The 12,419-nt window shown below is 58.4% G+C and carries 13 protein-coding genes; 6 read left to right on the top strand and 7 right to left on the bottom strand.

Features of this window, described 5'->3' with window-relative positions; all coding sequences use genetic code 11:
• Nucleotides 1-54: 54 nt before the first annotated feature.
• The gene (locus tag HDF14_RS21980; protein ID WP_313899660.1) at nt 55-1,083 is read left to right on the top strand and encodes an LLM class flavin-dependent oxidoreductase; all 1,029 of its coding nucleotides are present in this window, start codon (nt 55-57) and stop codon (nt 1,081-1,083) included.
• 65 nt (nt 1,084-1,148) lie between these two features.
• Here HDF14_RS21980 and HDF14_RS21975 read toward each other — a convergent pair whose 3' ends face one another.
• Nucleotides 1,149-1,850: an alpha/beta hydrolase gene (locus HDF14_RS21975; RefSeq protein WP_183980895.1), complete on the bottom strand. Its 702-nt coding sequence runs from the start codon at nt 1,848-1,850 to the stop codon at nt 1,149-1,151.
• 223 nt (nt 1,851-2,073) lie between these two features.
• Here HDF14_RS21975 and HDF14_RS21970 point away from each other — a divergent pair, with 223 nt between their 5' ends.
• Complete coding sequence (locus tag HDF14_RS21970; protein ID WP_183980894.1) at nt 2,074-2,898, top strand: alpha/beta fold hydrolase; 825 nt, start codon at nt 2,074-2,076, stop codon at nt 2,896-2,898.
• Between the two features lie 105 nt (nt 2,899-3,003).
• Here HDF14_RS21970 and hpt read toward each other — a convergent pair whose 3' ends face one another.
• On the bottom strand, nt 3,004-3,567 hold the full coding sequence (gene hpt / locus HDF14_RS21965) for a hypoxanthine phosphoribosyltransferase (RefSeq protein ID WP_183980893.1): 564 nt from the start codon (nt 3,565-3,567) through the stop codon (nt 3,004-3,006).
• A gap of 66 nt (nt 3,568-3,633) precedes the next feature.
• On the opposite strand from hpt, the gene HDF14_RS21960 reads away from it, so the two are divergent.
• Complete coding sequence (locus HDF14_RS21960; protein WP_183980892.1) at nt 3,634-4,485, top strand: prolipoprotein diacylglyceryl transferase; 852 nt, start codon at nt 3,634-3,636, stop codon at nt 4,483-4,485.
• 132 nt (nt 4,486-4,617) lie between these two features.
• Here the strand turns inward: HDF14_RS21960 and aqpZ are convergent, their stop codons facing one another.
• Nucleotides 4,618-5,352 carry an aquaporin Z gene (gene aqpZ / locus HDF14_RS21955; RefSeq protein ID WP_183980891.1) on the bottom strand — a complete coding sequence of 245 codons (735 nt, stop codon included), beginning with the start codon at nt 5,350-5,352 and terminating at the stop codon, nt 4,618-4,620.
• 126 nt (nt 5,353-5,478) lie between these two features.
• On the opposite strand from aqpZ, the gene HDF14_RS21950 reads away from it, so the two are divergent.
• Genes HDF14_RS21950 through HDF14_RS27285 form a run of 3 tightly spaced genes read left to right on the top strand, consistent with a single transcriptional unit; the run spans nt 5,479 to nt 7,362 of the window.
• Nucleotides 5,479-6,480, top strand: coding sequence for a hypothetical protein (locus HDF14_RS21950; protein WP_183980890.1), 1,002 nt, complete (start codon nt 5,479-5,481; stop codon nt 6,478-6,480).
• A 33-nt stretch (nt 6,481-6,513) separates the two neighbouring features.
• Entirely contained in the window at nt 6,514-7,068 is a 555-nt protein-coding gene (locus tag HDF14_RS27290; protein WP_183980889.1) for a hypothetical protein, read from the top strand.
• Between the two features lie 9 nt (nt 7,069-7,077).
• A complete protein-coding gene (locus tag HDF14_RS27285) occupies nt 7,078-7,362 on the top strand; it encodes a hypothetical protein (protein WP_183980888.1) in 285 nt (94 codons plus the stop codon).
• A gap of 181 nt (nt 7,363-7,543) precedes the next feature.
• Here HDF14_RS27285 and HDF14_RS21935 read toward each other — a convergent pair whose 3' ends face one another.
• From HDF14_RS21935 to HDF14_RS21920, 4 genes are all read right to left on the bottom strand, one after another.
• Nucleotides 7,544-8,080, bottom strand: coding sequence for a hypothetical protein (locus tag HDF14_RS21935; RefSeq protein WP_183980887.1), 537 nt, complete (start codon nt 8,078-8,080; stop codon nt 7,544-7,546).
• 36 nt (nt 8,081-8,116) lie between these two features.
• Nucleotides 8,117-8,578, bottom strand: coding sequence for a hypothetical protein (locus tag HDF14_RS21930; RefSeq protein WP_183980886.1), 462 nt, complete (start codon nt 8,576-8,578; stop codon nt 8,117-8,119).
• A gap of 26 nt (nt 8,579-8,604) precedes the next feature.
• The gene (locus HDF14_RS21925; RefSeq protein ID WP_183980885.1) at nt 8,605-9,981 is read right to left on the bottom strand and encodes a tetratricopeptide repeat protein; all 1,377 of its coding nucleotides are present in this window, start codon (nt 9,979-9,981) and stop codon (nt 8,605-8,607) included.
• A gap of 324 nt (nt 9,982-10,305) precedes the next feature.
• Nucleotides 10,306-12,294 (bottom strand): PAS domain S-box protein, encoded by a 1,989-nt coding sequence (locus tag HDF14_RS21920; protein ID WP_183980884.1) that lies wholly within the window; start codon nt 12,292-12,294, stop codon nt 10,306-10,308.
• Nucleotides 12,295-12,419 lie beyond the last annotated feature (125 nt).

Here is a 12,419-nt window from a genome sequence, read left to right as displayed (position 1 = left end):
CAACATCAAACAGGGGTGAGTATAGACAGGGTAGAAAAAGGGCTTCGACTTTCGGTGCTAGATCAGAGTCCGGTTCCGGCGGGGAGTTCTCCGGGGCAGGCTTTAGAGAATTCGATTGAACTGGCGCGGCTGGTGGATGGGCTGGGGTTTCGGCGGTTCTGGATGTCGGAGCACCATGCGATGGATACGTTGGCGTGCACGGCTCCTGAGGTGATGCTGGCGCGGATTGGTGCGGAGACCAAGCGGATACGGATTGGGTCGGGTGGGATCATGCTGCCGCACTACACATCGCTGAAGGTGGCGGAGTGTTTTCGGATGCTGCATGCGCTTTATCCGGATAGGGTGGATCTCGGGATTGGGCGTGCGCCTGGCGGTGGGCCGATTGAGGCGCTCGCGTTGAAGCGGGATCGGAAGACGAGGATGCTGGATGATTTTCCTGAGCAGGTGAGTGAGTTGTTGGCGTTTCTTGGGCATCACTTTCCGGAGGGGCATCCGTTTGCGGGGATTCGGGTTTCGCCGGAGATGCCGGGTGGGCCGGTTGTTTGGATGCTGGGGTCGAGTATGTGGAGCTCGGCGGCTGCGGTGGAATTTGGGTTGCCCTATTCGTTTGCGCATTTTTTTAGCCCGGTGCATACGCGGGCGGCGATTGAGACTTATCGGCGGAGTTTTTCGGTGAGTACCTATCGGAGTGAGGCGGAGGCTACGGTTGCGGTGGGGGTAATCTGTGCGGAGACGCGGGAGGAGGCGGAGTTTCTTTCTTCGAGCGTGCGGTTGTTGCAACGCAGAATTCGGCAGGGGGATCGTCGGCCCGTGGCTTCGCCAGAGGATGCGGTGAGGGAATTGAGACTGCTGGGTGATATGCCGATGGAAGAGGGCGAGTGGCCGCGGTACTTTGTGGGGACTCCGGCTAAGGTGCGTGGAGAGTTGGAGGCGATGGCGGAGGAGTTGGGGATTGGGGAGTTGATCGTGAATACGATTGTGTGGGATCAGGCGAAGCGGTTGAGGAGCTATGAGCTGTTGGCGGAGGAGTTTGGGTTGAAGCCAGATGGCTCGGACTCGCTTGCGACTCATCTTGTTAGCTGAGAGCAAACTTACGGATAACGCTTCGGGCGATGACTTGTCGTGCCTACTGGATAAGATGCGATGGCTTATCGATTGTTGAACGCGTTCTTTGCCGCTTCGTCAATCACTGCCACGATCTTTGCAGGCTCTTCGAGGATGGACATGTGGCATGTTGAGAGAATCGTGGTTTTCGCGCCCATTTTCTTTGCTGCCAATTCTTGCATGGCCGGCGGGAGCATTTGATCCTTCGTTGAGATGACAGCCCATGTGGGCTTGTTCTTCCAGGCGGCGACCGTTAGCTTTTCGTCGAACATGGGGCCATAGCTCTGGCCCTGCACTGCGAGCGCAAGCTCCCGCTCGTTGATGGGGAGTCCTTCCGCGACATAGTTCAGCATGCCCTCGGAAGTGAGGGTTGCGAATTTTTCTGCGTCCAGTCGAATCTGCTTCTGTCCTTCGGTCCATCCAAATGGGCTGCTGGCGTCGTTTGCTGATTGACCCGCTTCAGGTGCATACGCAGTTACATATACAAGAGCGGCGATCTTGGGGTCGTCACCGGCCTGGGTGATCACGGCGCCTCCCCAGGAGTGGCCTACGAGAATTACTGGACCATCCTGAAGAGCCACGACTCTCTTCGTGAAGGCCACTTCGTCCGCCAGCGAAGTCATCGGATTCTGCACAGCGACCGCGTTGTAGCCCAGTTCCTGTAGCAGAGGAATGACTTTCGACCAGCTGGAGCCATCCGCGAACGCGCCGTGAACAAGAACGATGTTCTTTACGATTGAAGACATGGCCATCCCCCTGTCGCTTGTGATTCGCTTACGCTGAAAGATATTCGACAAATGTTGCTGACGTTTGAATTAACTTTGCGTCGTCCCAGCCCCTTGCCGTAAAACTTCGTCGGCTAATGCATGAAAAATGCGACCGTTATTAACTTCGCTGAGTCACATTCCATGCACGCGAGTGTGTTCTAATTTGCTGGATCTTTCCTACCCATTTCAAAAGGAGTGCATTATGCCCATCGTCAAAACCAAGGACGGCGTTGAGATTTTTTACAAGGACTGGGGAACCGGCCAGCCTATTGTGTTCAGCCACGGCTGGCCGCTTTCGGCGGACGACTGGGACGCGCAGATGTTGTTCTTTCTCCAGCATGGATATCGGGTGATTGCCCATGACCGGCGGGGACATGGCCGCTCCACGCAGGTTGGCGACGGCCACGATATGGATCATTATGCGGACGACTTGGCCGCTGTGACCGCTCATCTCGGCCTGAAGGACGCCATCCATGTTGGCCACTCGACTGGTGGCGGCGAGGTGACGCGTTATCTGGCACGGCATGGCGAAAAGGGAGTATATAAAGCTGCATTGATCAGCGCGGTGCCGCCATTAATGGTGAAGAGTGCCGCGAATCCTGAGGGACTTCCTAAGTCAGTCTTCGATGACCTGCAGGCACAGCTTTCGGCCAATCGTTCGGAGTTCTATCGCGCCCTGCCTACTGGACCTTTTTATGGATTCAATCGGCCGGGCGTGAAGTCCTCGGAGGCTGTGATCGCGAACTGGTGGCGTCAGGGCATGATTGGAGGAGCGAAGGCGCACTATGACGGCATCGTGGCCTTTTCTCAGACAGATTTCACAGAAGACCTCAAGAAGATCACCATTCCCGTGCTGGTGATGCATAGCGAGGACGACCAGATCGTTCCGTATGTTGCGGCCGGGCCGAAGTCTGCGAAGCTGCTGAAGAATGGGACGATGAAAACCTACAAGGACTTTCCGCACGGTATGCCCACTACGCACGCGGAGACGATCAATGCCGACTTGCTGGCGTTCCTGAAGAGCTGAAGTCTGTACTCGGTCGTGCCTTCTGCGGCGTTCAACGTCTGCGCAGAAGGCACCGACGCTGTGAGGTGCGGAAGTGGAATGTCTATTTTGATTGTTGCGCGCTGGTTAGTGGCCGGCGACTTCGGAGGGGAAGATGCGGATGTCTTCGACGCCGCGGTAGCGCTCTGCGTAGTCCATGCCGTAGCCGATGACGAATTTGTTGGGAATCTTGAAGGCTACGTAGTCGGCTTCGATGGGGACGAGACGGCGCTCTGGTTTGTCGAGGCAGCTGGCGATCTTGAGCGATGCGGGTTTGTGCTGGAGCATGAGGCCGCGGAGATAGCTGAGGGTGAGGCCGGTGTCGAGGATGTCTTCGACGATGATGACGTGCTTGCCTTCGATGGGGTTGTCGATATCTTTGATGAGCTTGACGGCGCCAGAGGAGACGCGGGCGCGACCGTAGCTGGAGACGGCGACAAAGTCGAAGGTGTTGTCGACCTGAATGGCGCGCGCGAGGTCGGCGAGGAAGATGGCTGCGCCTTTGAGGACGCCGATGAGGACGATGGATTGGCCTTTGTAGTCGGCGGAGATCTGAGCTCCAATTTCGCGGGTGCGGTCGGCGATCTGTTGTTTGGAGAAGAGAATCTCCATCTCTGCGGCGGGGGGAAAGACGGGCGTGCTTGAGGACATAAGGGATAGGCTAACGCGAATAGGGGGCTGAGGCAAAGGCCGCTATACTTTAGGGGAGCGAGGATTATGTTTCCCTATATCGATATTGGCCCGATTCACCTAGGTACGTTTGGGCTGTTGCTTTGGCTTGCGGCGGTGGCGGCGACGGTGGTGCTGCACAAGAATTTTGTTCGGAATGGCGTGGATGCCGATGCGCTGAATGTTGTCGCGTTTGTGGTGATCGCGGGTGTGCTGGGCGCGAAGGCGTGGCATGAGCTGCAGAATCCGGCGGATTTATATGCGGCGTTTCGGCAGATTGTAGCTCCGGGCTGGAGTCGGCCGTTTGCTGTGGCGATGGACTTTTTGCACTGGTTTCAGGCGGGATTTGCGTGGTTTGGCGGGATGCTGGCCGGGATTGCAATGCTGATGTGGCAGGGCACGATGGCGAAGCCGGATGGGTTGACTTCGGGGAAGGCTGCAGTGCGGATGCTGGATCTGGCGACGCCTGCGGCGGCGATTGGGTATGGCGTGGGGCGGATCGGATGTTTGACGTCCGGCGATGGCGACTACGGGATTAACACGACGCTGCCGTGGGGAGTGCACATGGCGAAGAATGCGTTGGTGCTGCCTACTCCTCCGGACGCGCTGGTGCAGCCTACGCCGGTGTATGAGTTTCTGTTTGCGATGGGGCTGGCGTGGCTGCTTTGGCAGCTGGGCAGGAAGGCCAGACCGCTTGGCTGGATGACGGGACTGTATCTCTTGCTGAGTGGTGTTGCGCGTTTTCTGGTGGAGTTTGTGCGGGTCAATCCGCGGCTCTATTGGGGTATGAGCAATGCGCAGGTGGCGGCGCTGGGGTCGGTGGTGGTGGGGTTGATCGTGATGGTGGCTACGCGGCGGGGGGCTGTGGTGGTTGCGCCGGTGGTTGAGGTGAGTTCGTAAGGGACGGGTGTCCTGCCGGACGGGCCCACTGCGCGCGGGGCGGTCACTTCGTGACTTGTATTTCGCTTCGCTTGTACTCCCGTTGGTCGTTATCAATGATTTCGACCAACGGGAGGACCAGGCGAGATCTGTCTAGGGTTTGTCGCGGGACATCTCTTCGCGGATGGTTGGTTGCGGGGCGGCGAAGAAGGCTGTGGAGATAAGGCCGCCTAGAATCGCTCCGAGGATTGGAGCGAGCCAGAAGAGCCAGAGTTGACTGAGTGCCCAGCCTCCGACGAAGATCGCGGGGCCAGTGCTGCGGGCGGGGTTGACCGAGGTGTTGGTGACGGGAATGCTAATGAGATGGATCAGCGTGAGACAGAGGCCGATGGCGATGGGGGCGAAGCCTTTGGGGGCGCGCTCGTCGGTGGAACCAAGGATGACGAGCAGAAAGAAGGCTGTTAGGACGACCTCTGCGACGAAGCAGGCGACGAGCGAATAGCCGCCGGGGGAGTGGTCGGCGTAGCCGTTGGAGGCGAAGCCGGCGGCGAGGGTGAAGCCGGGTTTGCCGCTGGCGATGAGGTAGAGAACGCCTGAGCCGGCGATGGCTCCGACGACCTGAGCGACGATGTAGGCGGGGAGCTCGGAGATGGGGAAGCGCCGGGCAGTGACAAGACCGATGGAGACTGCGGGGTTGAGATGGCAGCCGGAGACGTGGCCGATAGCGAAGGCCATGGTGAGGACGGTGAGGCCGAAGGCTAGCGCAACGCCGACGAAGCCGATTCCAAGGTTGGGAAAAGCTGCTGCGAGGACGGCGCTGCCGCAGCCGCCGAAGACGAGCCAGAAGGTACCGAAGAACTCAGCTGTTGCGCGTTTTGAAAGATCCATGGACAGCCTTTCTTGCTGGTGAATTCACCGTTGATCTCATGTTGATGTGGGTTGACGCAGATGCTGGGGCCGGATTGTGGGGAGGGCCGAAGTCTAGCATAGGGCGGTAATTTCCGGGTTAGAATCTTGCAGAATGAGTTGTTTGTGACGGAGCGGATGACGGAGCCTGCGAAGATACCGGCGGTGGGGGAGATATGGAGTCATTTCGATCTTGGCGAGGCGACCAAGGTCGTCACGATTCTGGCCGCGTTCGCGTATGCGACGGGTGCAATCGCGATTAATACGTATCTGCATAGCCTGGGAATCGTGGATTTCTCCTTTGCCAAACCGAAGCTGCTGCTGACTGGGATCGTGGTGCTGTTCACGTATCTGCTATTGGCGTCTCCGGCGTTTTTTGTTGCGTGGTCGATGGCGACGCGCCATGAGCAGACGGTGCGGAGGCTGTCTTCGGTCGGACATATTGCGATCTTATTGATTGGTTCTCTGATGTTGCTTCTTGGTGCTTCGGTGTTTTCCTGCTTCCAGACGCATCCGAGCATGGGGCAGAGCACGGTTTGGCAGGTATGGAGAATCACGAATCCGGGAGGCAGCGTCTCCAAGCGGTTGCTTGCGTCGCTGCTTGTGACGTTGGCGGTTTATCTTCCCGTTCTGATTGCGGCTATGTCGGTCTATGTAGCGGCACGATTGTTCGACCGTGAGACGGCGGGGCGGCCTGCGCCGCAGATCAGTTTGAGACGATTCTCCCTGGTGATGGCAGTGGCGGTCTTCGTGGTGGCGACGATCGGGTACATCTGTGTCTTCACGAATACTTTCTATTCGGTCATTCCGCAGGAGTTTGGAGGCGGCCAGCCTTACTTTGAGAACGTCGTGGTTGGGAAAGACGATTTATGCCAGTTGCAACAGCTTGGCATTCCGTTTGTTTCCGGCCAAAGCGACGTGACGCTGCCTTTGCCGGTGTTGCATGAGACGGACACGCTGGTAGCGGTGTGGTTGAACGATATGTCCAAGGGGAGCTGGAATTTTGTTGTCGCGGTTCTGGATAAGAAGGTGATTACTGCGACGAAGATCGTTGCAAAACCGGATAGTCCGTTTCCGCCGCGATTGTTGACTCAGGCGTGTACGGACTGATTCGACCTGGCTGTGCTGGTGCGGTGCGGCTGCGTGAAGATCGAGTTTTGTTTAGAGACGCTTGAGGTAGGCTTTTGCGGCTTCGAGCTCGGGGAAGAGGCGTTCTTCGGCCTGGAACTCGCGGGAGTGGACGCAGCGGCGACCGGCTTTGACGCGGACGGGGTGCTTGAGGTGAAGCATCTCGTGGTAGAGAAGATACTCGATGGCGCAGCGGGGTGTGTCGGGGCGGTCGAAGACGCGGCTGACGACGATGGTGTTGTGGGCGGCGTCGTAGTGGCCCAGCATGCGGCGGGCGTGGTGAGCCGACCATGTGAGGGTTGGGCGGCCGAGGAGTCCGTGGAAGAAGCGGGTGTTGAGAGACTCGAAGACTTCGTTGAGGTCGTAGTGGTGGCCGGTGGGGGTGGAGAGTCGCTTGCGGCCGCGGGTCTGGCGGATGTGCTCGGCCTGGCGGGAGATCGCTTCAGAGGAGACGTGGCGGCGATAGCGATCAGCATGGGAGGGGGCGATGGGCTTCTTGTAGAGCTTGGCGAGGAGGATGTGGGCGATGGCGTGGTGGACGTGGTCGGGTGCGGACTCGAGGATATCTGAGAGGCGGACGTGCAGGCGGCCTTCGCGAAGGCGGATGGTGGTGTTGAGGGAGGTGAAGCGGCGAAAGCGGATGTCGAGTGGAGGGATGGGAGCACGGGGGCGGAGTTCGCGGTATTGCTCTTCGAAGACGGCGACGAGGGAGGTGGAGGCTGTGGACTTTGGCTTGGCGGTGCGAGGTTTTCTCGGGAGACGGGCTTTGAGTGGGGACGCGCTGGAGGGGGGAAGCTCGTATTGCGGGAAGAGGGAGGGAGTTGTGGACGAGGAAAAGAGCTGCAGAAACTGGCGCAGAGGTGAGGGGCCGGGATGCTTCGGTGGGGTCAGGGCTTGTCCTTAATTGCGAATTGCTGGAATGCGTTTGTGCGAAGACGAGCTCCGTACTAGGACAATTTTATAAGAGGAAGAGATTGGTGCGGACGTGACGTTTGGGGTTCGTATCGCGGAATTATGCGGAAGAGGAACACGAGCGATGTCGGCTTTAGCGTGGCGGGTCGATGGGGGCGTTCTTGTTTTCTTTAGGAGGAGGATGCGCGAGGAACCATGCCTTTTGCTCTTCGATCATCTGCGTGGCTTGATCGTGTAGGTCGTGGACGGCTTCGAGGGCGAGTCTGCGGGAGACGTTGTAGGCTTCGTCGTCGGGCGGGGTTTTGAGGTTGGAAGACCAGCGCTCGGTGGCTTCGAGGAGTTTGGGAAGAGCTTTGCGGATGTCGCGGTGGCGGGGACTGTAGTCGTCGAGGTTGTCGTTGAGCTCGTCGGCGATGGCGGTGAACTGCTCGAGGAGATCGTGGGTGTCCTGTTCGCGGCCGGGTTTGCGTGGGTGGGCGAAGAGATCCTGGATGGATTTGTTGCGGGTGTCGAGGAGCTTGATGAAGAGGAGGACACGGTCGCTGGGATAGTAGGCGGCTTCGCGGAGCTGCTCTACTTCGCCGTCGGAGAGAGCGGCTTCCGGTCTCTGGGCGTGCAGGGAGAGAGCGAACGGGAGCAGGAGGAGAGCAAAGGAGAGTCTACGGAGCATCGGTTCCTGGCGTCTGGATTTCTTAGTGACTAGATTTTATTTTTTGAAGACCTGAGCGAGAAGCTCGTCGTGAACCTGGTCGAGCTGTTTGAGGGTGGCTTGCAGGGTGTCGCGATCTTCGTTGGAGGCTTTACGGAGATATTCGCCGAGGCGGTACGAGGTGTGGTGCATCAGCTCTTCGGCGTTTTTGACGCGTTTGGAGTTGCTTGCAAGGTCCACGTGGATGAGCATCGCGTAGGCGTTGACCTTCTTAAGGGTGGCGGTGGCCTGGTCGACGTCGCCGTCGAGCATCTGTTTGCCCGCGATCTCGGTCATGACGTGGACCAGCTCGGTGTAGAGGAAGCACTGGTCGCGTGGATTGGCTTGCTGAGCGCGCAGCTCGAGGGCGAGCAGGGCCTGGGCGTTGGGAAGGTTGTCGTCGACGTTGGCGGCTCTGGAGGGAGTTGATAGAAGCAGCGGCAGAGAGAGGAGGAAGGCGAACCGAAGGATCGATTTCATAACGCACCTCTTATGGGAGCGCTTGCCTACTTCATGTTTGCGAGGGTGACGAGGCGGTGGCGGGCCTCCCACTCCTCATCCGGAAATTGGCCGTTTGCCACGGAGAGGAACTGTTTGTACAGGTCGGTCGCCTGTTTGGTGTGGTGCAGTTTGTCATGCGCAGTAGCCGCAAGGAATAAGGACGACGGCGACTGTGGCTGCACTCTACCACGAATATCTAACGCTTGCAAGGTGGTTGTGGGGTCGTTGTTGGCGGAGGCGGCGAAGGCGAGATGGCTGGCGGCCTGGGCCAGATCGTCCTGGTTCGGGAAGGCTTCGGGGTGGGCGATGGCGCGCTTGAGGAGGGCTTCGGCTTCGGCGAAGTTTTTGAGGTGGATCTGGACGTCGGCGCTGTCGTCGAGCAGGGTGGGATCCTGCGTGGATTTGGTTAAGAGTGAGGCGTAGAGGGGAGCGGCCTGGTCGTATTGCTGATCGCGGGTGTAGAGGCGAGCCAAGAGGCGGGTGAGATTGGCGTCGTCCGGGTGGGCGGCGTGGAGCTTCGCGGCGAGGGGGATGGCCTGGGCGGTTTTTCCCTGCTGCTCGTAAAGGCTGGCTAACTGGGCGTTGAGGATGGGGTTGTCGGGATCTTTGGCGAGGGAGGCGGTGAGGAGGGATTCTGCCTGGTCGGGTCTTTGCTGGCGGGCGAGCAGGTGTGCAAGGGCTGCGGTGGCGTCATGATTTTGTGGGTCGACGGCGAGGAGGCGGCGGTAGGCTAGCTCGGCGGCGGTAGTGTCGCCGGAGGCTTCGGCGAGTTCGCCGGAGAGGAGGATATCGTCGCCGGTCTCAGGGGTGATTTTGATGGCGGAGAGGAGTTCGTCACTGGCGGTGGCGGGGTTGGCGGTCTGGTCGATGCGGGCCAGGGCTCGGAAGGCGCGGCCTTTGAGGGCTGGGTTGTCGGTGTTGAGGGTGGTGGCTTTGAGGAGTTCGGCGTGGGCGTCGGTGAGGCGGCCACCGCGGGCGAGGAGGAGGCCGAGGGCGAGGTGTGGATCAAAGTAGGTGGGGTCGGCGGCGATGGCGCGGCGATAAGTGGCCTCGGCGGCTGTGATCTGGTCGAGTGCGTCCTGGGTGAAGGCGAGATCGTAGAGGAGGTGGGCGTCGGTGGGAGATTTTTCGGCGAGGGGGGTTAGGAGTTTGAGGGCGGTGGGGTAGTCCTGCTTGTCGAGCGCTTCGTTGGCCTGGGTGCGGAGGGGATCCTGGGGTGCGGTCTTCGGGGGAGCGGTGGTGTCGATGGCTCCTGCCGGGAGCTGTGCGTTGATAGACCCGGAGGCGAGCACGAGGGCGCAAAATAAATAAGCCGGAAAGGCGGAGACAGCGCGATAGAGCAAACTTCGGTGCGCTCGTTTCTTGCTTCCTGCGTGGTGCATTGCCGGTACTCCCCCTCCTACCCTAAAGTGTGCAAAGTATTCGATCCCGATACTTTAGGTTTGGACTTCCTGTGGTTTCTTAAGTGCGGAAGCCCGGCCTGGATGGCCGGGCTTCGACAGCTTTTCTCTGATTTAAGAGTAACAGATCAGTCAAGAAGGCGCGGCCGGAGGCTGTTACGAAACTCTATGGGCGGACGCATCTTATTGTGGGTGTAACCGCCGATTTGCGGACCATCGGTGCCTTATGACTTCGTAGTTCGAATTCAATGGACACTGGGCTGCTCGTGAAGCCATTGAAAGTCCAGAAGACCGGAGATCCTGGCACTACTTTCGGTTGCCGTGGTACGCAGTAGCCCTCGGCAGAAAGATACGAACCGCAGTACCGTGGTTCTCCGTGTCGCTCTTACTTTCAATTTCGATCTTGCCTCCGTGCCCTTCGATAAACTGCTTCGCGACAAACAGTCCAATGCCGGTTCCTATGGCGCTGCGGGTCGTGAAGAAGGCGTCGAACACCTTCGGCAGATGCTCCGGCGCGATCCCCACACCATCGTCCTGGATGGTCAGCACAATCCCGTCGGGTGAACCTTTCGAGTCCTCGACCGAGATGGAAAGAACGCCGCCTGATGGCATCGCGTGGATCGAGTTCGCGATCAGATTCGAGATCACCTGCATCATTTCGCCGCGGCGCAAGACAATTTTGGCCGACGAAAGGAGCGCTGTCCTGATCTCGATACCGGCAATTTTACAGCGCGGTTCGTAGATCGTGATCGCGTGGAGAGCGATCTCTGTGAGCGAGGCGTTGCTTGCCGAGGCGTGTTCACGGTAGTAGCCGAGCGTCTGTTTCGCGATGTGCGAGACGCGGCCAAGTTCGTCTTCGGCGGAGCTGAGGTAGTTGATGCCGACGGGGTCGGTAATCATCGGGCGGAGGAGGTAGAGCAGATTCATCACTGCTTCGAGGGGATTATTGATTTCATGTGCGATCGTCGCCGCCATGCGTCCTGTTGCGGCAATTTTTTCTGACTGCAGTAAGGACTGTTCGATCCGTTTGCGTCCTGAGATATCGCGGAGAATCTTGGAGGCTCCAATGACTCGTCCAAGATCATCCCTGATCGGAGAAATTGTGAGCGAGACGTCGATCAGGCGGCCGCTCTTTGTAAGACGCACAGTCTCGAAGTGTTCGACTCGCTTACCGGCGCGAATGCTTTCGATGATGGTCTTCTCGTCGGAGTGGAGATGATCGGGAATGAGCTTGAGAATCGACGAGCCAACCATCTCCTCTGCCGAATAGCCGAAGACGCGTCTGGCAGCGGCATTCCAACTGGTGATTATGCCATTGAGATCTTTGCTCAAGATCACATCGTCGGAGGATTCGACGATTGCCGCGAGTTCATAAACGCGCTTGGAACTATTCTGCAGTGCCTCCTCGCCTATCTTGATCTCCGTGATGTCGCGTATGGTGCCGAGGATCTGGCCGGCTGAACCATGCATCTTTGGTTGGAGTTGCCCACAAGCCTCGATCCAACGCAGAGTCTTATCCGGAAGCGAGATCATTCCCTCGAACTGGAATGGCACTCCATTCTGCAACGTCGATTCTGTAGCCTCTCGAAATGCTTGCCGGTAGTCGGGATGCACCACCTCGTTGATGAATGCGGTGCCGTTGATGGGACCATCTTCGCGCGAGCGCCCGAAGATCTCGTACATGCGGTCATTTTCCCAGACACCGCGATCTTCAAGAGTGTCCCACATGAACACTCCAAGCTTTGCCACCTCGGTTGCCAGCTTCAGCCTTGTTTCACTTTCGCGAAGCCTGCGAGCTCCCACCACGATCTCGGTCGTGTTGCGGTAAGCGTCGTAGACGCCTGCGATGCTGGCGTTTTCATAGACCGGGATAAGGGAATAGCTCCAGTAATGGTCCTCCAGGACTCCATTCAGGAAGATGGGAATTAACATGTTGTCCCGGACCGCCGTCACGCCCTGGTAGAAACAGGCTTCCAGATCGGCACTGACGAGGTTCCAAGCCTCATGGAAGACATCGCGGTATAGTCCGCCGAGAGCGGTCGGATGCTTTCCTACCAGGGTAGGGATTGCCGCATCGTTGTAAAGGAACACCATCTCCGGCCCCCACGAGAGGATCGTTGGAAATGGCGAATGCAACATGAGGTTGACGGTCGCGACGAGTGTCTCGGACCAGTCCTCTATTGGGCCCAGTGGTGTCGCGCTCCAATGGTGTGCTCGAATGCGATCGGCCATCTCGCTATTTCCGGCAATCAGGCTCTTCGCTCGTGCTGTCAGAGCAGGTGAGTTCACATTCATAAGACTACTGTTCGAACATCGTGCATTTCAATATCTACTAATAACTAAACGTTTTCGCAACCGTTGATGTGAGTCTTGCAATCTGTTATCCATCCGACATAAGCGAGCAACGAAAAATATCTGGA

The organism is Tunturiibacter gelidiferens (assembly GCF_014201335.1).
Lineage (GTDB): Bacteria > Acidobacteriota > Terriglobia > Terriglobales > Acidobacteriaceae > Edaphobacter > Edaphobacter lichenicola_E.
The sequence above is the reverse complement of the archived record's forward strand: the minus strand, read 5'-3'. Positions and strand labels throughout refer to the sequence as shown.

Bases quoted from the DNA above. Each gene is read 5' to 3' on its own strand.
- HDF14_RS21930 (WP_183980886.1), bottom strand. From the start codon at position 8,578: ATGAAATCGATCCTTCGGTTCGCCTTCCTCCTCTCTCTGCCGCTGCTT.
- aqpZ (WP_183980891.1), bottom strand. From the start codon at position 5,352: ATGGATCTTTCAAAACGCGCAACAGCTGAGTTCTTCGGTACCTTCTGG.
- HDF14_RS21960 (WP_183980892.1), top strand. From the start codon at position 3,634: ATGTTTCCCTATATCGATATTGGCCCGATTCACCTAGGTACGTTTGGG.
- hpt (WP_183980893.1), bottom strand. From the start codon at position 3,567: ATGTCCTCAAGCACGCCCGTCTTTCCCCCCGCCGCAGAGATGGAGATT.
- HDF14_RS21925 (WP_183980885.1), bottom strand. From the start codon at position 9,981: ATGCACCACGCAGGAAGCAAGAAACGAGCGCACCGAAGTTTGCTCTAT.
- HDF14_RS21920 (WP_183980884.1), bottom strand. From the start codon at position 12,294: ATGAATGTGAACTCACCTGCTCTGACAGCACGAGCGAAGAGCCTGATT.
- HDF14_RS21935 (WP_183980887.1), bottom strand. From the start codon at position 8,080: ATGCTCCGTAGACTCTCCTTTGCTCTCCTCCTGCTCCCGTTCGCTCTC.
- HDF14_RS21970 (WP_183980894.1), top strand. From the start codon at position 2,074: ATGCCCATCGTCAAAACCAAGGACGGCGTTGAGATTTTTTACAAGGAC.
- HDF14_RS21975 (WP_183980895.1), bottom strand. From the start codon at position 1,850: ATGTCTTCAATCGTAAAGAACATCGTTCTTGTTCACGGCGCGTTCGCG.